This window comes from Halopenitus sp. H-Gu1, assembly GCF_041821145.1.
In the GTDB taxonomy this organism is placed as follows: Archaea; Halobacteriota; Halobacteria; order Halobacteriales; family Haloferacaceae; genus Halopenitus.
The window spans coordinates 1-24,057 of the sequence record NZ_JBGUBC010000001.1 but is presented as its reverse complement, the minus strand read 5'-3'; the positions used below and the strand labels follow the sequence as shown (position 1 = coordinate 24,057).

26 protein-coding genes and 1 pseudogene are annotated in these 24,057 nt (G+C 63.1%); 11 read left to right on the top strand and 16 right to left on the bottom strand.

Going from position 1 to position 24,057, the window contains the following annotated elements; translation table 11 throughout:
- Positions 1-20: 20 nt before the first annotated feature.
- The gene (locus ACERIT_RS00135) at positions 21-635 is read right to left on the bottom strand and encodes a hypothetical protein (RefSeq protein ID WP_373672766.1); all 615 of its coding nucleotides are present in this window, start codon (positions 633-635) and stop codon (positions 21-23) included.
- 88 nt (positions 636-723) lie between these two features.
- Complete coding sequence (gene rnhA, locus ACERIT_RS00130) at positions 724-1,314, bottom strand: ribonuclease HI (protein WP_373672765.1); 591 nt, start codon at positions 1,312-1,314, stop codon at positions 724-726.
- Positions 1,315-1,439: 125 nt separating this feature from the next.
- Between rnhA and ACERIT_RS00125 the strand changes: the two genes are divergently transcribed.
- Both ACERIT_RS00125 and nreA read left to right on the top strand, forming a co-directional pair.
- Positions 1,440-2,426, top strand: a complete 987-nt coding sequence (locus tag ACERIT_RS00125; RefSeq protein WP_373672764.1) for a transcription initiation factor IIB family protein — start codon at positions 1,440-1,442, stop codon at positions 2,424-2,426.
- 71 nt (positions 2,427-2,497) lie between these two features.
- Complete coding sequence (gene nreA / locus ACERIT_RS00120) at positions 2,498-3,766, top strand: DNA repair protein NreA (protein WP_373672763.1); 1,269 nt, start codon at positions 2,498-2,500, stop codon at positions 3,764-3,766.
- 90 nt (positions 3,767-3,856) lie between these two features.
- Here the strand turns inward: nreA and ACERIT_RS00115 are convergent, their stop codons facing one another.
- Both ACERIT_RS00115 and ACERIT_RS00110 read right to left on the bottom strand, forming a co-directional pair.
- Complete coding sequence (locus ACERIT_RS00115; protein WP_373672762.1) at positions 3,857-4,330, bottom strand: DUF302 domain-containing protein; 474 nt, start codon at positions 4,328-4,330, stop codon at positions 3,857-3,859.
- Between the two features lie 117 nt (positions 4,331-4,447).
- The gene (locus ACERIT_RS00110) at positions 4,448-4,735 is read right to left on the bottom strand and encodes a DUF5789 family protein (RefSeq protein WP_373672761.1); all 288 of its coding nucleotides are present in this window, start codon (positions 4,733-4,735) and stop codon (positions 4,448-4,450) included.
- Positions 4,736-4,840: 105 nt separating this feature from the next.
- Between ACERIT_RS00110 and ACERIT_RS00105 the strand changes: the two genes are divergently transcribed.
- A complete protein-coding gene (locus ACERIT_RS00105; RefSeq protein WP_373672760.1) occupies positions 4,841-5,857 on the top strand; it encodes a hypothetical protein in 1,017 nt (338 codons plus the stop codon).
- Here the strand turns inward: ACERIT_RS00105 and ACERIT_RS00100 are convergent, their stop codons facing one another.
- Positions 5,858-6,385, bottom strand: a complete 528-nt coding sequence (locus tag ACERIT_RS00100) for a Mut7-C RNAse domain-containing protein (protein ID WP_373672759.1) — start codon at positions 6,383-6,385, stop codon at positions 5,858-5,860. It lies immediately after the preceding gene.
- Positions 6,382-8,130 (bottom strand): DNA polymerase/3'-5' exonuclease PolX, encoded by a 1,749-nt coding sequence (gene polX, locus ACERIT_RS00095; protein ID WP_373673058.1) that lies wholly within the window; start codon positions 8,128-8,130, stop codon positions 6,382-6,384. The genes ACERIT_RS00100 and polX overlap by 4 nt, the downstream gene beginning before the upstream one ends.
- Positions 8,131-8,267: 137 nt before the next feature.
- Here polX and pth2 point away from each other — a divergent pair, with 137 nt between their 5' ends.
- The 3 genes from pth2 (at position 8,268) to ACERIT_RS00080 (ending at position 10,734) form a co-directional block, all read left to right on the top strand.
- Positions 8,268-8,606, top strand: coding sequence for a peptidyl-tRNA hydrolase Pth2 (pth2, locus tag ACERIT_RS00090; protein WP_373672758.1), 339 nt, complete (start codon positions 8,268-8,270; stop codon positions 8,604-8,606).
- Between the two features lie 3 nt (positions 8,607-8,609).
- Positions 8,610-10,139, top strand: a complete 1,530-nt coding sequence (gene truD / locus ACERIT_RS00085) for a tRNA pseudouridine(13) synthase TruD (protein WP_373672757.1) — start codon at positions 8,610-8,612, stop codon at positions 10,137-10,139.
- Between the two features lie 136 nt (positions 10,140-10,275).
- Positions 10,276-10,734, top strand: coding sequence for a transporter (locus ACERIT_RS00080; RefSeq protein WP_373672756.1), 459 nt, complete (start codon positions 10,276-10,278; stop codon positions 10,732-10,734).
- 39 nt (positions 10,735-10,773) lie between these two features.
- Here the strand turns inward: ACERIT_RS00080 and ACERIT_RS00075 are convergent, their stop codons facing one another.
- A complete protein-coding gene (locus ACERIT_RS00075; protein WP_373672755.1) occupies positions 10,774-11,700 on the bottom strand; it encodes a sulfide-dependent adenosine diphosphate thiazole synthase in 927 nt (308 codons plus the stop codon).
- Between the two features lie 231 nt (positions 11,701-11,931).
- Positions 11,932-12,222, bottom strand: coding sequence for a hypothetical protein (locus tag ACERIT_RS00070; protein WP_373672754.1), 291 nt, complete (start codon positions 12,220-12,222; stop codon positions 11,932-11,934).
- 98 nt (positions 12,223-12,320) lie between these two features.
- Here ACERIT_RS00070 and ACERIT_RS00065 point away from each other — a divergent pair, with 98 nt between their 5' ends.
- The gene (locus ACERIT_RS00065; protein ID WP_373672753.1) at positions 12,321-13,082 is read left to right on the top strand and encodes a PHP-associated domain-containing protein; all 762 of its coding nucleotides are present in this window, start codon (positions 12,321-12,323) and stop codon (positions 13,080-13,082) included.
- 12 nt (positions 13,083-13,094) lie between these two features.
- Here ACERIT_RS00065 and ACERIT_RS00060 read toward each other — a convergent pair whose 3' ends face one another.
- Complete coding sequence (locus ACERIT_RS00060; protein ID WP_373672752.1) at positions 13,095-14,273, bottom strand: mandelate racemase/muconate lactonizing enzyme family protein; 1,179 nt, start codon at positions 14,271-14,273, stop codon at positions 13,095-13,097.
- A gap of 85 nt (positions 14,274-14,358) precedes the next feature.
- Entirely contained in the window at positions 14,359-14,850 is a 492-nt protein-coding gene (locus ACERIT_RS00055; protein ID WP_373672751.1) for a metal-dependent hydrolase, read from the bottom strand.
- Positions 14,851-15,009: 159 nt separating this feature from the next.
- Between ACERIT_RS00055 and ACERIT_RS00050 the strand changes: the two genes are divergently transcribed.
- On the top strand, positions 15,010-15,741 hold the full coding sequence (locus ACERIT_RS00050; protein ID WP_373672750.1) for a DUF2103 domain-containing protein: 732 nt from the start codon (positions 15,010-15,012) through the stop codon (positions 15,739-15,741).
- A 38-nt stretch (positions 15,742-15,779) separates the two neighbouring features.
- Here ACERIT_RS00050 and ACERIT_RS00045 read toward each other — a convergent pair whose 3' ends face one another.
- The 4 genes from ACERIT_RS00045 to ACERIT_RS00030 all read right to left on the bottom strand — a co-directional run bounded on the left by ACERIT_RS00045 (position 15,780) and on the right by ACERIT_RS00030 (position 20,310).
- Positions 15,780-16,880, bottom strand: coding sequence for a pyridoxal phosphate-dependent aminotransferase (locus tag ACERIT_RS00045; protein WP_373672749.1), 1,101 nt, complete (start codon positions 16,878-16,880; stop codon positions 15,780-15,782).
- A gap of 9 nt (positions 16,881-16,889) precedes the next feature.
- A complete protein-coding gene (gene gatB, locus ACERIT_RS00040; RefSeq protein WP_373672748.1) occupies positions 16,890-18,377 on the bottom strand; it encodes an Asp-tRNA(Asn)/Glu-tRNA(Gln) amidotransferase subunit GatB in 1,488 nt (495 codons plus the stop codon).
- A gap of 80 nt (positions 18,378-18,457) precedes the next feature.
- On the bottom strand, positions 18,458-19,564 hold the full coding sequence (locus ACERIT_RS00035; protein ID WP_373672747.1) for a Brp/Blh family beta-carotene 15,15'-dioxygenase: 1,107 nt from the start codon (positions 19,562-19,564) through the stop codon (positions 18,458-18,460).
- The gene (locus tag ACERIT_RS00030; protein ID WP_373672746.1) at positions 19,561-20,310 is read right to left on the bottom strand and encodes a lycopene cyclase domain-containing protein; all 750 of its coding nucleotides are present in this window, start codon (positions 20,308-20,310) and stop codon (positions 19,561-19,563) included. Before ACERIT_RS00030 ends, ACERIT_RS00035 begins: the two co-directional genes overlap by 4 nt.
- A 426-nt stretch (positions 20,311-20,736) precedes the next feature.
- On the opposite strand from ACERIT_RS00030, the gene ACERIT_RS00025 reads away from it, so the two are divergent.
- The 3 genes from ACERIT_RS00025 (at position 20,737) to ACERIT_RS00015 (ending at position 22,144) form a co-directional block, all read left to right on the top strand.
- Positions 20,737-20,868: a hypothetical protein gene (locus ACERIT_RS00025; RefSeq protein ID WP_373672744.1), complete on the top strand. Its 132-nt coding sequence runs from the start codon at positions 20,737-20,739 to the stop codon at positions 20,866-20,868.
- A 115-nt stretch (positions 20,869-20,983) separates the two neighbouring features.
- On the top strand, positions 20,984-21,532 hold the full coding sequence (locus ACERIT_RS00020) for a hypothetical protein (RefSeq protein ID WP_373672743.1): 549 nt from the start codon (positions 20,984-20,986) through the stop codon (positions 21,530-21,532).
- A gap of 306 nt (positions 21,533-21,838) precedes the next feature.
- Positions 21,839-22,144: an ATP-binding protein gene (locus ACERIT_RS00015; protein ID WP_373672742.1), complete on the top strand. Its 306-nt coding sequence runs from the start codon at positions 21,839-21,841 to the stop codon at positions 22,142-22,144.
- Between the two features lie 315 nt (positions 22,145-22,459).
- Here the strand turns inward: ACERIT_RS00015 and ACERIT_RS00010 are convergent, their stop codons facing one another.
- Both ACERIT_RS00010 and ACERIT_RS00005 read right to left on the bottom strand, forming a co-directional pair.
- Positions 22,460-23,008: a hypothetical protein gene (locus ACERIT_RS00010; RefSeq protein ID WP_373672741.1), complete on the bottom strand. Its 549-nt coding sequence runs from the start codon at positions 23,006-23,008 to the stop codon at positions 22,460-22,462.
- Positions 23,009-23,257: 249 nt separating this feature from the next.
- Positions 23,258-24,057: pseudogene (locus ACERIT_RS00005) on the bottom strand (hypothetical protein); the annotation flags it as partial.

Here is a 24,057-nt window from a genome sequence, read left to right as displayed (position 1 = left end):
GACGGTTCATACCGGTGAGTTCATTCTTCGAGGAGTTCCGAAAGGATCGCAAGCGATCGCTCCACGATCGCCCGCTGATCGTCCGTCGGCCAGGCGTTCCGCGGGTAATACTCCGTCAGGAACTCCTCGCGGTCGTCGATCGTCGCCTCCGGGAGGCTTCGAACGTGGTGGTTCTCGAGGAACTCTCCGTATGCGCGCACGTTGGCTGCGTGATCGGGACCGTACGCATCGTCGACTCGGGCGACGATCTCCGCGTTCTTCTCGGCGACCGTCCGATACCGATCGGGGTCGCCGGCCCCTGAAAGCGATCGCTCTACTGCCCGGTCGGTCTCCTCGATCCGGTCGATCTTGACCGTTCCATCCTCGACCCACTCGCTCGGATACAGAACGAGCGTGTCGTCGTCCTCGCGGACTCGAGGCGTGTACTCGTGTTCGGCCACCAGTTCCGAGCGCCGGTCACGATAGGCGTCGGCGGCGTCCGGATCGGTCGCGTTCCGAGCGAGTCGAGTCAGTCGCTCGGCCTCCTTTGTGACGTCCCCGGGCATGTCGGGAACGCGTTCGCCGGCGTCGACGGCTTCGCCCCCGTCGTCCCCGTTCATTCTCCCGGTTCCTGCGCCCTCGATCCCTTCGGTCATCGTTCGATGTATCGTCGGGGCTCCGGCCGCTTTACTCGTTCGTTTCCCAGCGTCCCGGCGTCGCACTTCGGGACGGCGTCATCCGGCGCTATTCGTCGAGCGCCTCGTTGGCGAGTTCGTCGGCGCGATCGTTCACCGAACGGGGAACGTGGGCGATCGAGAAACGATCGAACGACTCCAGAAGCGAACGTGCCTCGATCCGGTATTCCTGGAGCGTGGGATCGTTTACGTTCCATTCTCCCCGCACCTGCTTTACGATCAACTCGGAGTCGCCACGGACGTCGATCTCATCGAAGCCATATCCCTTGGCCGCCCGCAGTGCCGCCAGCAGTGCCTCGTATTCGGCCTGATTGTTCGTCGCCTCGCCGATCCGTCGTCCCCCCTCGGCGACGATCCCGTCGCTCGTCACGAGACACCAGCCGACCGCTGCCGGCCCCGGGTTGCCGCGGGAGGCACCATCGAAGTAGACGTGGGCCCGCCCGCTCCCATCCGACAGAAGGGAGGTGATCGCGGTCGGATTCTCGCCCTGTACGACGAGGGATCCCTCGTAGGCGACCGCGACTGCCCCGTCGCGCTCGGCCCGCCAGCGTTCATGTTCGGTGTTTCCCGGTTCGATCTCGACGCCCGCCTCGACGAGCCGATCGCGAGCGGCGTCGGGATCGCAGTCGATGGTCGGCATCGTTCCGATCCTCGTGGTCCCCCGGCAAAGGGTCCTCGATCGGTCCGTGGGTTTTACCGTCGGTTGGGATCTCCCGATTTTGGCCGAACTTTTAACTTGGTCGGATCGATTACTATATAAATGCGATGACACGGCCAACCCGCCAGCGGGAACATGATCGAGGGCGTACGCGTCAGGGGGAGGAGCGATCGGCCGACGAGGAGGCGGCCGACGCCGACGAAATCGACGTCGATGATCTCGATCCGGAGGATCTGACGCGGACGGCCGACGGGGAACTCATCCACGAGGAGACCGGCCTCATCGTCGAGGAGGAACAGATCGATCCCGGCCCCGAATGGCGGGCGTTCAACCACTCCGAACGGCAGTCGAAATCCCGGGTCGGTGCCCCGACCACGAAGACGATGCACGACAAGGGGTTGACGACAACGATCGACTGGAAGGACAAGGACGCCTACGGTCGGTCGATCTCCTCGAAAAAGCGGTCACAGATGCATCGGTTGCGCAAATGGCAAGAGCGCATTCGCACGAAGGACGCCGGCGAGCGGAACCTGCAGTTCGCGCTCTCGGAGGTCGACCGGATGGCCTCGGCGCTCGGCGTCCCGCGGTCCGTTCGGGAGGTCGCCTCGGTGATCTATCGCCGCGCACTCGACGAGGACCTCATCCGCGGGCGGTCGATCGAAGGCGTCTCCACCTCCGCACTGTACGCCGCCTGTCGCAAGGAGGGAATTCCCCGATCGCTCGAGGAGATATCGGAAGTATCACGCGTCGAGCGCAAGGAGATCGGCCGAACGTATCGGTACATCTCCCAGGAACTCGGCCTCGAGATGCGGCCGGTCGACCCGAAGAAATACGTCCCTCGCTTCTGTTCGGAACTGGAACTCTCCGAGGAAGTTCAATCGAAAGCCAACGAGATCATCGAGACCACCGCGGAACAGGGGTTGCTCTCGGGGAAGTCCCCAACTGGCTATGCCGCCGCCGCGATCTACGCCGCCTCGCTTTTGTGTAACGAGAAGAAGACCCAACGGGAGGTCGCAAGCGTTGCGCAGGTGACCGAGGTCACCATCCGCAACCGGTATCAAGAGCAGATCGAGGCGATGGGCATTCCCACTTAGGATCGACACGACGGCAGACGAGCCCCACGTCGGGCAACCTTCAAGCCGGGGCACCTCCAACGGGACGATGAATGCGGCTCGACGAGTTCGTGGAGTTCGAGCGGAACGAGCGCGCCGAGCGACGGCGACTCGCCGAGGAGAAGGACTACGCGATCCTCGATCACGTCGAGACCTTCCAGGATCGCTTCGAGGAGTCGCTTTCGGGCGACTCGATCGTCGGATCGGTCTCGCCATCGATCTTCGTCGGCCGATCGAACTATCCGAACGTCTCGACCGGGATCCTCTCGCCAGTCGGCCGCGAGGAACAGGCCGACCGATTCCGGACGTCCGGCGCCTGGTACGATGAGGGCGTCTCGATCGCCGACGTCTTCGAGCGACGAACGAGCCTGCTCAACTCGAATCGACCGACTGACGTCGATTCGGTTCACGACGCCTGGGATGGGTGGCTCGGGACCCAACGTGAGGTCGCGATCGCCGACCGGCCGGTCGACGTCGAGATCGGACTCGGATCGAAACCCGATCTCGATCTCGACGTCGACGAGAGCGACCACGGCGCTCCGGTCGGCCCGAGCGCGCGCGCCAAAGAGGCGACCCTCGGCGAAAATCCGCACGTTCCTCGTCCCGTCGAGAAGACCCTTGAGGACGACGACTGGCGGGCGCAGGGAGCGATGACCTACCTCTATCGCCGCGGGTTCGACGTCTATGACATCAACTCCATCCTCTCGGCGGGCGCTCTCGGTCGCGGGGAGAACCGCAGGCTCGTTCCGACGCGGTGGTCGATCACGGCTGTGGACGATACGATCGGGAAGTACCTTCGCGGGACGATCCGGGACGCGCCGAGCGTCGATCGCGTCGAGATCCATCGCAACGAGTACCTCGGAAACGCCTTCTGGGTGATCCTCGCGCCCGGCCGCTTCGAGTACGAACTCGTGGAGATGAAGGCGCCAGGCAGCGTGTGGAACCCGGATCCCGAGGCCGGAACTTATCTCGCAGCCGCCCACGAGGGGCGTGAGGGGCGCACCGGCTACGTCGAGGAAACCGCCGGTGCCTACTACGCCGCGCGCCTCGGCGTGCTCGAACACCTCTCCGATCGGGACCGGCAGGCAAAGGCGATCGTCCTGAGACACGTCTCCGACGAGTACTGGGGTCCCGTCGGCGTCTGGCAGGTCCGCGAGTCGGTCCGGAACGCCTTTGAGGGCGAACACGGCACCGCGGAGACCTTCGGTGAGGCGATTCGGGGTGTCGCGGACCACCTGCCGGTCTCGCTTTCGGATCTCCGCCGCAAGTCCACCATGGCGTCCGGTCTCCAGACCGACCTTCGGGAGTTTCTGGGGTCGTAAGGTTCGGGTCTCGACTCTCGCGGGTCGTCTCTACTGTCCATCTCGTCGCTCTACGTGTCAATATTCCCCACTACACGTCACGATTCGTCGCTACTCGTCGATCGCGACGTCGAGTTCGGCAAGCCGCTCGAACGTCTCCGAGACCAGCTCGCCGGTCTCCGCGATGATCGCGTCCATTTCTTCCGTCTCCGTCTCCTCGACCATCCCCAACAGACGGGCGATCCGCATGATAGAGACGTGATAGACACGCTGTTTCCCGGGAGCGATCTGCGCTATGACCATGTTACACGGGAATAACGCACCGATATCCCCGCCGGTGGCATCGAGTGCGCGATCGGCCACCGCGGGGTTACACGCGCCGAGCACGTAGTACGGATCGCGGTCGGCATCCACCTTCTCGTTGAGCATCTCCGCCGGTGAGAACTCCGTAGGAAAGCCGAATCCGACGTCCGAGCAGATGGACCGGACGTGTTCGATCGCTGATTCGTGATCCGTTTCGAGGACGATCTCCTCCTCGCCGAAGTCCTCGCCATCGATCGTCGCGGGATCGAACGGAAGTGTCATACCCACCGATCCGTGCTCAGGGGAGAAAAGCGGTCGTGTTTTACGCGACGGTTCAAGGCGAATGCCACGGGGCTTGACCCCGAGGTACTTCACGCGACGGTTCGTGATCTGCCGATCTCACTCGGAGGTTATCGGTCCGCGGCCGATCACGTCCTCGACGGCGTCGATGAACGCTCGACGAGTCTCGAAGAACGTCTCGTCGGTCTCCTCAAGCACCGTGGACAGCTCGCGGGGACCATCCGGTGTTCGGATCGTCGCCGATCTCTCCTGAGCCGCGACGTCGCCGCTCGACTTCGGCCAGACGAGCCGGGAGGCCACGCGCGCGACCGGCTGTCCCTCGATCGTCTGCCCCTCGCCGAGTTCGACATCGGGCTCCGCGTTCTCCGCATCCTCTGCCTCGCTCATACGGAAACGATTCCCGAGCGTCCGTGTAATTCTTTCGAAGGCGATCGCGTCTTGTCACGCGTGCGTCTGACGTAGTGTTTTGAGGATGGGCCACAAACGACGCGTATGACCAGTCTCTCGGAGGTATACGGGGACGGAGGTCGGTCGACGACGAGCCTCCGGCGGCTGTATCTGGGGGTCGGGCTCTTCGTCGTCGGTATCCTGCTCATCGTGGCCGGGATCGTGGCCGCGGGCACGGACCTCATCCCGTCGATGGAAGCGTACAGCCTCGCTGACGCGCGATGGATCGGCGGGATTCTCGGTGGGATCGGCCTGCCGCTCGCGATGCTCGGCGTGATGAGCGTCCTTCCGGCCGGTCGAACTACCCGCGCGGCGTCGATCGTCGGCGCCGCGATCATGGCGCTCGGCGTCGCGCTGTTCTCGTACGCGTACCCGTACCACTGGATCAACAGTCCCCGTCCGGAGTTAGTGGATCTCACCCTGCCGACTGCCGGCGTCTACTTCCTCGGCGCCGCGACAACCTTTTGGTGTCTGTTCGTCGGGGTCGCCAACTTCAAGACCCGAAACGACCCCGGCGGGACCGTCACGCTTGAGGTCACCCATGAGGGTGAAACCCGGGTCGTCGAGGTCGAGCGCAGCCAACTCCATGGAGTCGGCGGCGTCGGCCTGCTCGGTGGAACCCCGGACGGATCGGTCGAGACGCAGACGAACGACCCCGACGCCAACCGCATCGGGGAGGAGGACGTTTCGGTGACGACACGGAGTTCCGGCTCCGCTTCCGGCTCGGGTCCGGGAGGAAGCTTGGGGACCGCAAGCGTCAGCGACGGTGGATCGGAGCCGGAGCGGCTGTCGACCCCGACCGGGTCGGGACGCGATGGCGGCCCCGATCGTGAGTCGACCACGAACCGCTCGTCGACGTCCACGCGATCGTCAGGGGCCGGATCCGAATCTCACAGATCGTCGACATCCGAACGCTCATCGCCCGACTCCGATCGACGTGGCCGCACCGAGTGGCCGGACCCGGGCCCGGGAGGATCCGCCTCCGATCGAGGATCGACCGTCGGAAACGCGAGTCTCGGAACTACCGACCGGGACGACGAGGATACCGAGTTCATCGAGTAGCTATCGCTCGGTTTCGGATCCGTCCCCGACGGATTCGAGTTGTTCCGCGACACGGTTCCAGTGGCTTCCACGCCAAAAGCGGTGGCCACAGTCGCGACATCGCCAGATCGGTCGGTCGTCCGGAACGTGTTCGAGTTGCTCGTCCGTCGAACACCTGCGGAGCCGTCCGTTGCAGCGACCACACCGCCGTGGAGTCTCCGCCATCGTTATCTCCACGCCCGCTTTCGCCAACTCCTCGAGTTGGTCCGTCACGTCGCGCGCACTCACGAGGATCGCGTCCTCGGCGCGCTCGGCGAGTTCCACGTCGCGAGTGATCAGCGTCCGGTCCTCCTCGCGGGCGATCGACAGAATTCGGTCGTCCGATTCGACGTCCCGATCGAGCGCATAGGCGGCATCGTAGCCGCAAAAACGGAGGTATCTCGCGAGCCTGCCACACATCACGTCGAGGAGGAATCGCGTGTTTTCGGGCGTTCGCTCCGCCGATCCGCTTTGTTCGTTCTCCTCGGCGTCCTCACGATTCCCCGTCATGTCTCGAGGAACGTCCGGAGTTCCTCGGACGATCGCGTGTTGATCACGTCCGCACGCTCGGCCCATCCCCGGCGGGCTGTGTGGACGCCGTAGCGGACGTATTCGAACTCCCGCGGCGAATGGGCGTCCGTGGCGATCGCGATCGTGGCGCCGGCATCGATGATCGCCCGCACTGCCTCGCCGTTCGCATCAAGGCGTGCCGGGTTCGCGTTCACCTCGATGGCGACCCCCTCGCGAGCGGCCGCCTTGCCGATCCGGTCGAAGTCGACGCGTAGTCCCGCTCGACCGTTGATGATCCGACCCGTGGGATGCCCGAGAACGTCCACTTCCGGATGTTCGATCGCTTGGACGAGTCGTTCCGTTGCCCCCTCATCGTTCCCGAGTGCGGCGTGTGGGGAGGCGATGACGATGTCGAGGTCGGCAAGGGCGTCCCCGTCGGTCGAGAGCCCGCCATCGGCGTCGATGTTCGCTTCGACTCCGTGGAGGACGTCGATCGTCGCCTCCTCGCGGACCGCCGCGACCGCTTCCGCCTGCGCGGTGAGATCGTCCTCGTCGAGGCCGACGCTTCCGACGATCCCGGGTCCGGTCGCGTGATCAGTGACCGCGTGATAGTCGTAGCCCCGCTCTGTGGCGGCCTCGACCATCTCCGCGATCGTATAGTTGCTGTCCGACCAGTCGGAGTGTGTGTGGATATCGCCGCGAACGTCGCCCTCCTCGAGGAGGTCCGGGAGCCCATGATCGGCGGCGGCCGAGACCTCGCCCGCGTTCTCTCGGAGTTCCGGGGGGACCCAGGCCATCCCGAGCGCGTCGTAGACCCCCGCCTCGGTTTCGCCGGCGATCCGATCGCCGACGCGCTGACCGACGGTCGGGCCGTCGAGGTCGCTCACGTCGAAGACGCCATACTCGTTCACCTTCAGCCCTTGGTCGATCGCGCGGTTGCGGACCGCGATGTTGTGCTCCTGTGAGCCGGTGAAATACTGGAGTGCGGAACCGAACTCCTCGATCACGACCACGCGGAGGTCGACCCGCAGACCGTTCGCGCGGACGCTCGCTTTGTTCGCGCCGGCCTCGATGGTCGCATCCGCCTCCGGCCAGTCGGTGAACGACTCGACGACCGCCTTCCGCTCGTCGCTGGCGACGAGCACGTCGACGTCGCCGATCGTATCGCGCCACCGTCGGATCGATCCGCAGACCTCGAGTTTCGACACCGATCCGAGATCGGCCAAATACGACAGGGCGGCGTCGGCCACGGGGCGAGCATCGCCGAGCCGATCGCGCTTTTGAGCGTTCCGCGCGAACGGCACATTCTCGAGAATGTTCTTTTCGGTTTTTGTTCCGAATCCCTTGATCTCGCGGATCTCACCTGCCTCGGCGGCCCCCTCGAGTTCGTCGAGCGTCTTGATATCGAGTTCCGAATATAGCGTGCCGACCGTCTTCGGGCCGACCCCTTCAACTCGAGTGAGTGCCGTCATATCGACCGGCAGCTCCTCGCGGAGTTCGTCGAGTTCCTCGATCGAACCGGTTCGCACGTACTCGACTATCTTCGAGGCGATCGCCTCACCGACTCGGTCTATCTCCTTGAGCGCGTCCGCTCCCTCGCCGGCGAGCCCCTCGACCGGTGCGGGGTGTTCACGGACGTTCTCGGCCGCCCGACGATACGCCGTGGGCTTGTACTCAACCCCTTTCGCCTCGAGGAGATCCGCGAACTCCTCGAGGACGGTCGCGATCTCGTCGTTGCGGCTCATTCGTTCGAGGTCTTCGACGCCGATACCCTTATAAGGTGATCCACATTGATACCGGATCGGCCGTCCGGCGATCGGGTGGATGGCGATATGGCGACCCACACGGATACGCCTAAACCCGTGGGCGTGAATCCTTGGACATGAAACAGGCCATCGTCGCCAGGGCCGATCTGGGCATGGGCGAGGGAAAACTCGCCGCCCAGGTCGCACACGCCTCGCTTTCGGCCTACGAGAACGCCTCCCGTTCCGTGCAAAAACGCTGGAAGGGTGACGGACAAAAGAAGGTCGTTCTCAAGGGTGACTCCGAAAGCCAACTGTTCGAACTCGCGGATACAGCCGACCGCGAGGGGCTCCCCTACGCGATCGTTCGCGATGCGGGCCACACCGAACTCGAACCGGGAACCGTGAGCGCGCTCGCCGTCGGGCCGGGCTCCGAGAAGCTCGTCGACCGCGTCACCGGCGACCTCTCGCTTTACTGATCGATGCGTCCAGCACATCCGCTCGAACGCGCGGTCGGGATGGACCGATACGTCTCCGACACCGACGGAATCGGTGGCCGATTGCGCCTTGCTCCCGAGGACTTTCGGGTCCGCGAGTTGGAGGCCTTTGACGCCGTGTCGATCGACGAACACGGCGACGACCGCGGCGCGTATCCGGAGCTCGTGGTGCGCGTACGGCTCTCGAATTGGGATACGAACGACTTCGCCCGCAGGCTCTCGACGGCACTCGGGATCAGCCGCGAGCGCGTCTCTTGGGCCGGCACGAAGGACAAACGTGCGGTGACCACACAGCTCATGACCGTCCGCAATGCGGAGCCGGAGGCGGTCCGTGCGGTCGCCGACTCGATCGACGGAGCGACGGTTGAGGTAGTCGGTCTCGCAGGACGGCCGATTTCCTTCGGCGATCTCGCCGGCAACGCCTTCGAGATCCGCGTTCGCGATCCCGACGTCGACGATGACGTGAACGGGGCAGACGACGACCCGGTGGCGCGTGTCGAGACGATCGCCGACGAGCTTCGCGCGTTCGGCCGCGGCGAGTTTGCGACCGGAACGGGCGCCGCCGACCCCGGTCGAGACGCCGACGAGGAGTCCGATCCGAACGCACCGGTTGCGGTTCCGAACTACTTCGGCCAACAACGCTTCGGTAGCATTCGGCCGGTCACCCACGAGGTCGGCCTCGCGATCGTTCGGGGGGAGTGGCGCGAGGCGGTGCGCATGTACGTTGGGAACCCCTCCGACGCCGAGCCCGAGGGAACCCGTACGGCCCGGACGTTCGTCGACGAGCAGTTCGCGAGCGACGATCCCGACTGGGCGGCCTGCCTCGATCGGATTCCCGGACGACTCCGGTTCGAGCGGGCGATGCTGCACCGTCTCGCCGAGGGAGGCGACGACGGCGAAACGGCCGAGAAAAGGGTCAATGAAGCCGAAGACGGGGCCGAACGAGGAGACAGCAGCGAGGAAGATGACGTCGGCGGCCGCTGGCGGAACGCACTCGAAGCGGTCCCCTCGAATCTCCAGCGGCTGTTCGTCAACGCGGCCCAGTCGTCTCTGTTCAATCGGATCGTAAGCGAGCGACTCGACCGCGGACTCCCGTTTCACGAGCCGGTCGCGGGCGACGTCGTCTGTTTCGCCGACAACGACGCCCCCGATGAGCTGTACGCTCCGGATGTCGACCGCCTCCAGCGGGTGAGCGAGGATCGCGTCTCAGTGATGAAACGCCACTGTAAGCGCCATCGGGCATTCGTCACGGCCCCGCTCATCGGTACCGACACCGAACTGGCCGACGGCGAACCGGGCGCGATCGAACGTGAGGTCCTCGCGGAGGCGGGGATCGCCCCCGACGATTTCGCCCTGCCCGACGAGTTCGACTCAAGCGGGACGCGGCGGGCGATCCTCGCGAGGACGGAGCTGTCGATCGACGATGACCTCCGGTTCGGGTTCGCGCTACCAAGCGGGAGCTACGCGACGGTTCTCCTGCGGGAGTTCACGAAAAACGGGCCTCTCGATCGCTGAGGTTGATTCCGTCCCGATCACGACGCTCAATCGTGATGTTTCCCGACCACGACGCTCGATCGTGATGTTTCCCGATCACGACGCTCGATCGTGGCACCATCACCGACGATAAGTATCCGGCGATCCAACCGGTTGTATGGATTTCGTTTCTGCGACGGTGTGGACGCTTCACGTCGTCTTTGCCGCGTTTTGGACCGGCAGCGTACTGTTTGTGGCTGCGACGGTGATCCCGGCAGGGGCGACCGGGGACATCGGCAGCGACGCGCTCTCGTCGATCATCGGCCGGCTTCGAACCGTCACCCGCGTTTCGGCATTCGTGTCGTTCCTCACCGGCGGCTACATGGCCGGGGCGACCTACACCGTAGAGCAGTTGACCGGAACCGGCCGCGGCCACCTCGTGTTGACGATGCTCGTCCTCTGGTTCGTGCTTGCGGGGCTCGTCGAGGCTGGATCGAGTAAACTACGCTCCGGGATCGATGCCGGCAAACTCCGCGAGCCGGTTCGAAACTCGCGGTCCCTGTTTCTCGCCGCCGCGGCGGTCTCGATCCTGCTTTTGATCACGGGCGGAGTGCTCGCGAGCAACGCCGTCGCCTAGAACGCCGACGATACCGAGATCGATTTTTGACGTCGATCCTCAGTCGTCGGCCGGCGCGGGCGAGGAGAACCCGACCTCGGTAGTGTCGAGGTCGAGTTCGTCGATCGCGGCCTGTGCGGCCTGCTTGCCGGAGACGAGCATCGCGCCGAAGGTCGGGCCCATCCGCGGGAGGCCGTAGGTAGTTGCAACCGACATTCCGGTGGCGATCAGGCCGTCGTGGACGACGCCCGTATGTTCAACGACGGCGTCCTCGCTCTCGGAGACCCACATCGAGTCGTGGCCGGGAGAGTCGTGGCCGGGTGCGCCGTACTGCTCGTCGTCCGTCTCGTCCATGCCCGTGTTGTGTTCTTTCGCGTGCTGGATGCCCGGTGCCTCTAAGACGCCGCGCTCGTCCAGTTTGTTGATCGCGACGGCTTCGTGGCCGGTCGCGTCGATCACGAGTTCGGATTCGACCGCGATCGGGTCGACACAGGTGATCTCGCGTGGGAGCGCGTGGACCGGCGTCCAGTTCATCACGATCCCGCCGACGCGGTGGTCGTCCCGGACCACGATGTCGGTGAACTCCGTCATGTTCTGGACCTTCGCGCCGGCGTCACAGGCGGCCTTGATAAGTCCCGAGCAGGCTTCCGGTCCGTTCGCCACATAGAGGTTCTCGGAGTCGGCTGCCTCCGTGTAATCGACGTCGAGTTCATCGAGCACGTTCTGGGCCGGATCGCGGACGGTCACCTTATTCATCAAGAATCCGCCGAGCCAGAATCCCCCGCCGAGATAGTTGTTCTTCTCGACGATCATTACCTTCACACCCCGCTCGGCGAGTTCCTTTGCGGCCATCAGCCCGGATGGACCGCCGCCGATGATGATGACCTCCGAGTTCGTGAACTCGAGGAACTCCTCGGACCACTGCTCGCCGATCGCGCGTGTGACCTCCGTCTCGCTCACGTCGCTGAATGTATTGAATTCCGTCATACAACTAGGTAATATTCCTAAGTTGTATTATTGGTTGTGGTTTCGTTCGCGCTCGAATCCGTGAGACTATCGGGATCGTTGATTCGGACTCGAGAAACGGTCGGCTGGCTATCGAGAGATGACGTCGGCGGATCACGAGGAGGAAAAGACGCCCGAATATGCCGATGTCGGGCGGGTTTCGGACGGGATTTCAGGTAAATTTCGGCTGATAACGGGCCGTCTCGCGACTCATCAGCCGTTCAATCGCTCGACGACCGCCTGGAGATCGGCTCTCGACTCGACGTCCGATTTGATCCGTTCGCGCTGGCGTACGTCCTCGGCGTCGGCGTCGTAGGCCCGCACGTATTCCGCACGCGTGTGCTCGTTGAACGCGTGGCGGATGGCGAAATAGCCGTCGGGGACGACCGTCCCGCACACCTTACACTCGTGGCGTTGATGATGGGTCGTCTGGTGGATGATCGCGGGCTCGACCGACTCGAACGTCTCGTGACATCCACCGATACCGCACGTCCAGGGAGACATGCTTGAGGAAACGCCCCCACTCGCATTAATCGTTTTCCTCGTCCTCCGTGCCGTCGTGGAGCGACACGCCTTTGCTCTACGAGGAAGACCAGTCGTGTGTGCCAGAACGCGGGACCCGAATCGACGCACACGTGAAGGTGCTCGACGAGCGCACGGTCGAGCGGGCAAAGGCCCGTGGGATCGACGCGCTCGTCTACGCTCCTCACTTTCGTCGACTCCCGGAGATCGAAGCCCGTGCGGCGCGATTCTCCGACGATGATCTCCTCGTCGTTCCCGCCCGCGAGGTGTTCACGGGCGACTGGCGGAACCGCCGACACCTGCTCGCGCTCGGACTCTCCGATCCGATTCCCGATTTCATCACCTTCGAGGCCGCGATGGCGGAACTCGAGCGACAGGACGCCGCGATCCTCGTTCCCCATCCCGCCTTCGCCACCGTCTCGCTCACGCAGCCGGAGATCGACGCCCACGGCGCTCGCATCGATGCGGTCGAGACCTACAACACGAAACTGCTCGCCCACCAGAACCAACGGGCCCGACGCATCGCCGACGAACTGGACTTGCCCGCATTCGGATCCTCGTATGCTCATCTGTCGCGAACCACGGGAGAGGCCTGGACGGTTTTTGACGATGATCTTTCCACGGAAGCCGACGTGGTTGATGCCTTCAAGACCGACACTCCTCGTCGAGTGGTCCATCGTTCGGGTGCGGGCCACCACCTTTATGCAGCGATCGAGTTCGCCCACCTCGGTTACGAGAACACCTGGAAGCGCCTCGATCGGGAGTTGCTTTCGGGTGAGGATCCCACGAATCCCTACGGGGTCTTCTATGAGGGACGGTTCGACGACGTCGCGGTGTACTGACGTCGACCGGTGTTATTGGTCGACGACGGATCCGTCCTCGTGGAGCCGTGTCGAAAGTTTCGGCTGGCGGTACGTCGAGTTCTGCAGCACGTCCTCTTGAAGCTCGATCCCGAGACCCGGACCATCTGGAACCATCAAGTATCCGTCTTCCCATTCGAACGGCTCCTCCAGAAGGTTCTCGCCCGGTGCCTGATCGTTCTCGGGACGATACGGATATTCTTGAATCTCGAAATTCGGGATGGATGCGGCCAGTTGCATACACGCCGCCGTGCTGACGGGTCCGATCGGGTCGTGCGGGACCACGTCGACGTAGGAGGCCTCGGCCATGCTCGCGATCTTCTTTCCCCACGTGATTCCACCAGCGACACAGAGATCCGGGCGGACGTAATCGACCGCGTCGTGGCGCAATAACATGTCAAATTCTTCTGGCGTATGGAACCGTTCCCCGGTCGCGATGGGGATCGAGACGTTCCGTGCGACCTTCTTCATCGCATCGAAGTTATCGGGGCGAACGGGGTCTTCATAAAAGAGAGGATTGTACTGCTCGATCTCGTTGGCGAGGGCGATCGCCTGGTGCGGATCGAGTCGACGGTGAATCTCGATACACAGATCCACCCCGGTTCCGACGGCGTCCCGAAACCGTCGGACCCGGTCGGCCGCGTCGGTGATCATCTCCGAGTGGGTCTCCGAATACGGCTCGTCTCGAGGCTCGTCGAGCAACGGTGAGAGGTGACCAACGGCGGTGAAGCCTTCTCCCTTGCAGTCTTCGAGCTTGCCGAGCATCTCGTCCATTGAGCCGCCGATGACGTGTGCATAGGTCCGCAGTTTGTTTCGGCATTTCCCTCCGAGCAGTTCGTAGATGGGCGTATCGTAGTGTTTTCCCGCAATGTCCCACAGCGCGATGTCGATCGCGCTGAGCGCACTCGAGATGGCCGCCCCTCGAAAGTGGGTACTCCGATAGAGAGACTGGAGGTGATGTTCGCGCTGAAGTGGATCCTCGCCGATTAACTGCGGCGTAAACCGCTCTACCGCTTTTTCGGCAGTTTCGAGATAGGCCCAGGCCCCGGCTTCGCCGATTCCTCGAATGCCGTCGTCGGTCGTGACCGTGACTATGAGCCACCCGTTGACGCCGTACTCCGAGATTGGCGCATCCGACTCTACGAGATGAGTATTGATGTCTGTGATCTTCATTCGTATTACTTCCGACGGATTCGTTTAACACGCAATCCATCGGCATATATCCCTTTTGGTCCGGCTGATTTTCGGGCTCCGCCGTTCACATCCCGATCGTCTGGGAGACGCCTGCAATGTCGACATCGAGGTCGACGACGTAGGTGTGGACTGCCCAGAAGGCGGCGATCTCGAGAGCGGTGATGATCACGGTCACGAGATCGGCGTATTTGCTGGCGGTGGTCACGCCGAACGGCAGCGAGAACTCCCGACTCGAAAGTGGATGAAACAGTGCGATCCCTCGCCGACTCCCGATCATATCGAGGAGGTAGTGGGTGAAGACGCCGATCCACACGAACTGGAGGTTGTTGAAGGCGATCGGATACGCCATCACGATCGCAAGCACCGGCAGGCTGTGAAGCGTCTTCCGGTGTTTGCCGAAGGCCGTATCGACGTCGGGAAACAGCGCTCCGAGGACGATGGGAACGATGATCTGGGCGATCTTTCGCCCCGTGGCGAGGTCGACGGCCGGTTCGAGCACGAATCCGATCCCGACCGCGAGCAATAGCGCGTTCAAGACGTGGCCGCGTTTGTTCATCGTCACGGTATCGAACCGGCGGTGACTCAAGCGTTTCCCACTCGACACCTCGGCCGTCCTCACACCCCGTTTCGGTGCGGGTCGTCGATTCGGACCGGCGGACGTGTCCTTCCCGTCCGATCACAACGCGCTTTTACCGCTCGCGGCCCTGCTTCGTTCATGGACTGCCGGCGGTGTGGCACGCCTCTCGATCGGCCAGGCGATTACTGTCTCACCTGTAACACCGCTAATTGCGACGGCGTCGTCGTCGAGTTTCGCGCCGATCGCGCCGAATTGACGATGCTTTCTGCGGACGATGTCGTCGGACGAACCACGATTACGACGACACCCGAGACGGACGCCGAGGAGCTCGGGACCGTCCAGACGCGAAATTTCGCCGGCCGCGTGGCGGACGAGATCCGCCGCAAGCGTCCTGAGACCGTCTATGCCGCCGGCGAGCGCGAACCCCTCCGTGAGGCGCGCGCACAACTCCACCACGAATTCTACCGGATTCCCGACGAGGAGGACCTCGTCGGCTGGGTGCTCGATCGTCGTGGCGAGCGAACCCTCGAGGTCGTCGAGACGGCCCCCACCGAGAAGATCGGCGGGACTCACTCCACGCTCATCGGCGGGCGCCCCGGCCGCACCGCGATCCGGACCGTCGCTGAACATCCCCACGTCAAGAAGATCGTTCCGGGCCCCATCGACGCCAGCGGCATGGGATCGCGGACCGGCCTGCGCGCGAAGGCCACTCGGGCGGACACGAACGGGAACGTCCGGCTCCTGTTGCGGGACGGATCGAGCGTTCAAGAGAACCGCATCGTTACCACCGCGATGGACACGGAGACCGGCGAGCGCGTCCGCACCGATCTCAACGAGGCACTTCGGGACGCCGAACTCCAGGACGCCTGAGGCGACGTCGGCGGTCATCTCATGCTCGTCCGTTTGAGTCACGCGAATCGATCGGTCAGCCGCGCCGCCGCCTCCTCGACACGCGGCGTCACGAGCGCGAATCGGATCCAGTCCGTGCGGGTCGTCCCGAACGTCTCCCCGGGCATGCCGGCCACGCCGATCTCGTCGATCAGTCGCTCGACGTTGGCGGTCGTTCCGGGATATCCCTCGAACCGCGCGAGGACGTAGAAGCCGCCCTCCGGAGTGGTGTATTCTGCACCCGCCGCATCCAGCGCGTCGGTGAACGTCGCGATCCGTTCGCGCAGTCGATCGCGTGCGGTCTCGTGGTAGGAGGGATCCAACCCCGCAAGCGCGTGCTGGACGGCGTACTGTGAGGGTCGCGGCCCCGCTACGTTGACGAGCATGTGTCGTGTCCGTGCGGCCTCGGCGTGTTCCGGCGGGAACACTCCGTAGCCGACCCGGAATCCGGTAATCGCAAGCGATTTCGAGAAGCCGTCGGTGACGATCCGATTCGAGGAATCGACCGTTAGCGCGCTCTCGAAGTCGCCGGTGTAATCGAACTCGCGATACACCTCGTCGACGACAACGAGCGCGTCGTGGCGCGTTGCAGCCTCGATAACGGCCTCGACGGCCGTCGGATCGTAGACTGCGCCGGTCGGGTTGTTCGGCGTGTTCAACACGACGAGAGCGGTCTCGTCGCTCATTGCCGACCGGATCGCTTCGACGTCGATTCCGCCGTCGTGCTCGGTGGGAACGATCCGGGGTGTTCCCCCCAGAAGCTCCACCTTGCCGGGATAATACGGATAGACGGGATCGAGGAGGATCGCCTCCTCGCCGGCGTCGCGTTCGAGCGCTCGGGCCATGGCGAGGTAGTTCGCCTCGCCGGTGCCAACGGTGATGACGACCTGATCCACGCTGACCCCGCGACGCCGGGCGATCGTCTCTCGAAGCTCAAGCAGGCCGTCACTCGGGGGATACTGGAACGCCTCCGACTCGAGTTCGGCGTAGGCGGAGACTGCCTCCCGAAGCGCGTTGGGGGGTTGCCAGTCCGGGTTGCCGCTCACCATGTCGATGACGTCGCCGTCGGCCCGGGCGGCGTACTGCATCACCTGGAAGAACTTCGGTTCCTCGTATTCCATGGGTGTCGTTCACGCCTCCAGTCGGTCTCGCAACAGCGCGTTCACCTCGCCGGGATCCGCGGAGCCGCCGGTCCGCTGCATCACCTGGCCGACGAGGAAGTTGATCGCGCCCTCGTCCCCCTCCTGGTAGTCGTCGACCGCCTCGGGATTCTCCTCGATCGCCGCCTCGACGGCGGCTTCGACCTCTCCGGTATCGGCCGTGCCGAGCCCTTCGCGGTCGACGATCGTCTCCGGATCCTCACCGGTATCGAGCATCTCGCGGAGGACGACCTCCTCGGCGTTCTTCGTGGTGAGATCGCTGGCATCGACGAGTTCGATCAGCCGTTCGAACTCGTCGAGACGGTCGTCGACCTCCGTTATCGCCATATCTCGGTAGTTCAACTCGCCGAGCAGATTGTCGGCGACCCACGTCGCGGCGAGATCGGGATCGAAGGTCTCCGCGATCTCCTCGAAGAAGTCAGCGATCTCGCGGCTGGAGGTGAGCTTTGCAGCCGACTCCTCCTCGAGACCGTACTCCTCGCGGAATCGTTCGCGTCGGGCGTCCGGAAGCTCCGGTATCGAGAGCGCCTCGCGCCAGTCGGCCACCTCGAGGGCCGGAAGGTCGCCTTCCCGGAAGTAGCGGTAATCCTTCTCCGCCTCCTTCGAGCGCATCGAGACGGTGATCCCGCGCGATTCATCCCAGTGGCGCGTTTCCTGTTCGACTTCCCGGCCGCGACGCACCGCGTTCCGCTGGCGAGTGACTTCGTAGGCGAGCGCCTTCTCGGCACCCCGGTGGCTGGAGATGTTCTTCACTTCCGTGCGGTTCGCCTCCGCGAGCGCGCCATCGGGGATCGAGCCGTCATCCGCGATCGCCTCCTCGGGGACGAGCGAGATGTTGGCGTCGACACGGAGGCTGCCGTCGCGCGTCGCGTCGAAGACGCCGAGGTACTCAAGCACCTCCTCGAGTTTTGCGAGGAACGCCCGCGTCTCCGCCGGCGACCTGAAATCGGGCTCCGTGACGATCTCGACGAGCGGCGTGCCCGCCCGATTGTAGTCCACGAGCGTGTGCTCTGCCGTCTCTATCGATCCGCCCTCGTGTTGGAGGCTTCCGGGGTCCTCCTCGAGGTGTGCGCGGGTGATCCCGATCGTCCGGCGCGTCCCCTCCACCGAGACCGGGAGTTCGCCGTCCGAACAGATCGGCGCGTCGTATTGGGTGATCTGGAAGTTCTTCGGCAGATCGGGGTAGTAGTAGTTCTTCCGGTGGAACGTCGTTCGTTCCGGCACATCGGCACCGAGCGCCTTGCCTATCTTCACGGCGGCCTCGACGGCGCCCTCGTTGAGGACGGGAAGCGCCCCCGGCAGGCCGAGACAGACCGGACAGGTTCGGGTGTTCGGCGCCTCGTCCTCGGCTGGCTCCGTCGAACAGCCACAGAAGATCTTCGTGTCGGTTTCGAGCTGGACGTGGACTTCCAGCCCGATGACGACCGCCAGCTCCTCCCGTGCGGTCTGGGTACTCATTGGAACACCGTTGTGAGTGCGCTGTGTAAAGCGTGTCGGGTCACCCGAACGAACCGCGGCTCGCGATACACGCTCCGATCTCAGATCAGCCCTTGCTCGCGGTCAACCCGGGCCACGATCGCGGCGTGCGGAAGCGTCACCACCGCGATCGTCACGAGATATGCCCCGATCAGCTCGACCGGCGTTCCGGGGGTGCGGGGAACGATCACGAGGAGGACGCCGAACACGACGAGTGCCCCGACCGAAAGCGGCGTGGCATCGCGACCGAACCGCCACAGCGAGGGGACGATCCGTCCCGCCGCGAGCGACGCCGTCGACCGATCGTCGAGCGCGATCATCCGCGTGACGTGCCGTAGGGAGTGCCAGACACAGAAGTATATCCCCACGGCCAGAACCGGTGGCACGACCCCGAAGAAACCGAGAAGAAGCAGGGTCTCGCCCACATCGAGCAGCCAGCCGCGAACTGCATCGCCCGGTAGGACGATCCGTCCTTCTCCGCCAAGAGTGGCGTTTGCGTCCACTCGCTTGGCGTCCATCCGTCGTGCACGTACCCCACCGATGGCGAGGGTACAGGCGGCGAGTCCACAGATACCGACGAAAATCGCCACACGGGTCTCCGGCTGCAAGAGCGGTTCAAGCGCCTCCCCTGCGGACCCGACTGCGAACGGGCTCACGAGCAGCTCCGCGACGGCTCGAAAGCGCTCCGGAAACGCGACGAGCGGGAGTCCCATCGGTATCGCACCGCGAACGGCCGCGGTCGTGACTCGCGATCCCGGCGTTCGGAGGTGTTCGACTCCGGCGATCTCCACGAGCGGATACAGTTCGCCCGCTCCCCAGTGAAACCAGGTAAGTCCGATGAAGACGCCGAAAGCCGCGACCGGCGCCGTGAACCACACGGTCGCATAGAGACTGCCAAGGACGGCGTAGACGACTCCGACGATCGCAAGCCAGCGACGGGTTACGTACTCGCCTCGAACCCGTGGGACGATCAGGTGATCGACTGCTCCGTGAGGCAATCCGAAGAGGACGACGCTCGCGGCGAGGGGGACCCATCGGTATCGAGGCGGTACGGTGGCCCCGAGCGCGAAAGCGACCGTTGTGACTCCAACTACCACCCAGCCCGGGAGGAACGTGATGCGTACGAGCGTCCTCCTGTTCGCGTCTTCGTTCGGTGCGTCCTCGTTCATCGTCGCTCTCCTCCGATCGGCGCTTCGGTCCTCGTGCGGGAATCGAACAGTCGGACGTACGCGAGAAGTCCCTGGACGAGAAAGACGTTGGTCACGAGAAAGAACGTCGCCTCCTCGATCGGCAGGCCGAAAACGGCGATCCCGGTCGTGTGATCGGTCGAGATCCGCCAGAGTCCGGCTCCGATCGCGATCCGGTCGATGAGACAGAGATAGACCGTCGGAGCGATCACGCCGATCGCCATCGTTCGGCGGAGCTGATGGAGTCCTCGCCAGTCGTAAGCCCACTGCACCGCGAGAACCGGTCCCGCCCACAGGAGGATCGCGCCGAGATACAGCGTCGATCCGCCGAGCAACGTCCATCCGACGATGCCAATCGAGACTCCGGCGAGCGCTCCGACGAGACGGTCGCGCGGTGACATCGGAGGCGGGTTGGCGATCCGGAGCGGGAACTGGGCAGTCCACGCCAGCGCCATCATCGGCTGCAGCAGGAAGAACGCGTATTCACCGAGGGGAACGCCACGGATCCGTCCCGTCACGACTCCCTCGCCGTACCACCACACGCCCGCCGTGATCAATTGTGCGTCCCATGGCGTCGTGTACGCGATCGCGGCCGCAGACAGGATCGCCATACCGCCGAGAAGTCGACGATCGAGTCGCGATCGGCACCACGCGAGGACGATCAACGCGACGATCGGCGGCGCGAGGAGGAGCGCGTGGAACTCGAAATAGGTGATCGGTGGAGTCATGCAGTGAGGACGCTCGCGTTCCCGATCGGTGATTCCGGGCGATTGGACCGGTCGGACGATCGCCCGTCCCGGGACTCTCGTGACGAGTGGAGCGATCGGGACGCGAAGAGGTCCACTCGATGCGTCGTGCTCAATGCTTCAGCCCGCACGCTCATCAATTCAGGGTTGCTGCCGTCGAGATCGCCGTCCGTCGACGTCGACGGCCCGTAGATTCTTAATACAGTGGGCGGAACACGATCCTGCGCACCCGGTGTGCGCAATGGAGGGGGAGAAAGCCTGCAAGCACGACTCCCCCTCCGGCCCCCTCAACGGGAGCAGTCACCGATTGGTTCCGGTTCGATAAAGATGTGGCGCGTTGTCATGCCACCGTAACGGCCTCTCTCGGTGCTGTCGTTCCCCTTGGCGGGCTGAACCGAGGAACTACAAATGAAGATCGGATTGACCTGTACGAGGTGTGGAGCACGTCTCGAACGCGCAAGCGGCGAGCGCGAGTTGACCGAGACCATCGGCTGTGAGTGTGGTGCGCTGTATGCGGTGACGATCTCGACGCTGCGGTAGTAAGGCCGATCGGTGGCGGTCCTCTCCGGATGACCGTTCGTTCCGTCCATCGATCGTTTCTCCCCGTCCGGACGTTCGACCGATCGTTTAAGTCTCCGCTCCAAGGAGCGGGGGTATGGAGCGGACTCCGTCGGGGACGCCGGTCGGCGTCGACGATCCCTACGCGGTCGCCGGCGTCTGTGATCACCTCACCGACGACGGTCGGTGTCGATACGCCCTTGAAGGTGCCGGCGACGATAGCGGGTTCATCGCCGATCGACGTCGAGACGAGTACGCCTGTCACGTCGGCGAGGAGGACCGCTGGTGTCTGTGTCCACACTACCGATCGACGACGAACGGACGGGACTGTCGCCGGTGCGGGCTCCAGGAGATCCGTCTGCCCCACGAGGATGCCCGTCCGCTACTGGAGGAACACCACCTTCGATACGCTGATGCGACGGGAACCGATCGTTCCGAGGATGGAGCGGATGCGGGCTCCCACGAAATCACGGTCTCGCTTTGTCGCTGGTGTCACGCCAAGGTGCACGGCTCGTTTGCACGGATCGACGACGACGCGAATCCGGATCCGGAGGCGATCGCCGAACGAGAGCGCCGGCGAAGTGCGGAGTTGTCGGAGTTCGGGTTCGACACCGCACGTGATCGATACGCGGATGGCGGGGAGTGAGGAGGGAGTAGATCACCGCGATCCGCTCGTCCGGTTTGAGCGTCCGCGGCGACAAACAGCGAGGATGGAGAGCCTTCCGTGTGGTGTTTGCCACGGAGCCACGAACATACCGACGAGTGATTTTCGTTCCCGTCCGTACAGACCGATCTATTTTCCGTAGTGCATCAAAGGGAATCGTATGACACTGGTCGTTCCGTTCGACGGGTCGGAACTCGCTGAAGCAGGCTTGTCCGAGCAACCGAGTTCGCGAACGTATTTGATGAGGAGTTCGAGTTACGGGACGTCGTCTCGACGTTACACACGCAAGTGACGGAGCTCTGTCCGAGCACTGTTTTCCGACATATCGTCGTCGATCGCCATTCTTCGCCCGGCTCTATCGCGAAACAGCTTCAGAAAATCGCGCGCGAAGAGGACGATGGCTCCGGAATCGCCGACACGGATCGTGAGAACGTATTCGACGCCGGGTTCTCGACCGAGGATGACGGAACGGGGTTCGGATTGAGCACCGTCAAGCGGATCGTTACTGCACACGGCTGGGAAATCGGGATTACTGACGGCTCTGCGGGGGGTGCACGGTTCACTATTACCGGCGTCGCGTTCGTCACTGCATAGCTCCTCCGGACGCACCGATTCGACTCGAGTAAGCTTTCGCTGCTCTCGTTGTGAATCCCAACGATCGATTACCTGTGAAGAGGCTCTCTTAGTACGTCGTCCGAGACAACTCGATTCGCATCTGGGTCCGATCATCTTCGGTTTTCGAGAATTGGATCGTTCCGTGGGAGGCTTCCACGATCCAGTTCATAACAGACTATGTTAATAAATCACACACATCTGGTGTGATTATTCAGCGCGACTCTCGGGGCCTGATCCCACGGTAGCTCACAGTCCGGTGTACTCCACAATGCGGAACACGACTCAGATGACCCGTTATTCGACTCGCCACGATCCTCCGAGTTCGCTGCGGGCCACCGTATCGACTGTCCCGTCCTGAAAGAGGGATACCCGACCGGTTTCCTCGCTCAATGTGATCGTCGTGACGACTTCCGGACGCACTGACGTTTCGACGGCACTCATATGCCGGGATCCCATCCACTCCTGATAGTGGATCTCGCCGACGTCGTCGGCAGTCTGTTGGCCCAGGTCCCGGAATCGAACCATCTGCTCTTCGATCATCCCGTCTACGGCGACGACGATGCCGCCATCCTGTTCTCTCCCGACCGTCTGACACGTTTCGGGGAACGCTGAATCGAAGACGGACGAGCACTGATCCGTCGGCCACTGATTCGCACCCATCGGATCTGCATACGCTCCGTACGCACAATCAACGACAACGGCAAAATACAATCCGGGTCCGTTGACGTGTGGATGGTCCCACTCGGTGAAATCCAGACTTACGAACTCCGTACAGTACTGAATCCATTCGATGAGTTCGGTAACCTTTGGATGCGTTTCGTACTCAATGGCGAGGTCAGTCATCGTGGTACTCTCCCCTTGAATCGGATGGTAGAGCCATTCACGTATTCATCTCAGCGTACGCACTTGATTCTCACTGCCCCTTCAGATCGAAGACGCCCACGAGTACGTCCGTATCCGTCCGCCGGCCGATTGACGATCTGCTTTTATAACACCATCCTCTCTGTGATTCTGAAACACACGGACGAACCTAGCCCCTTTGATCAAATTGACCATTATATCCATCTTTTTAGATTATCTTTGAATAGATTCCTACGAGAATTGTGTTTCAAGCAACTTGGAAGCGGCATCCACATCAAATACCTCTGATCCGAAGAATATGGATAACGGCAATTCACGGTCATCCATTGCATAATCCTCCTGCCACAACTCGGCTAGTTCCTTCAAATCGGCCGCCCGCACCAAGCGAATGTCCTTCCCGACTTGCATCTCGAGTTGTGCCGCGTTTGTCTCTGCTTGCTCTGTAAAGTCGGGTGCGATCACGAGGAACCATTCGACGTCATGCTGGCTGTTCTTCGTGTCAATATAGGTCTTGATCTTACTTCGAGCGTCGCTCCCAAGTCGGAATTTCTGCCGTCTGCGTTTGTTATCCCAAAGTAACCAGCGACCATCTTGCTCGATCTCTCCATCCGCTACTACACCGTTCGCTTGCTGTCCAAGTTGATTTGTCTCGCCCAGATTGAAGATCTCACGGAAGATCTCCGCTGTGGCGTCCTCAAATAACACATCCAGTTTCTCTTCCGGGTTATCAGCCTCCACAAGATCTTGGAGCTGCGGTGGAACTTGATTTACCGTCCCGTCTGCGATCTCCTCGTATGCATCCAGATACAGGTCGACCGCTGGTTCGCTGTCGTCGACGGATTTCTGTGATTGTTCGAAGTACTCGATGATCGCGGACACCATGTCGTCGGTTTTCCGCTTGTGGGCGTCGAGACCGTACCGATCGACGATTAGCTTCAAGTCGTCTTTCTCGACGACTTCTTTCAAGAGCTCACTCGGATAGACCCCGGCGTCGACGATGTTCTCACGACGCTTTTGGTTCTGACCGTAGT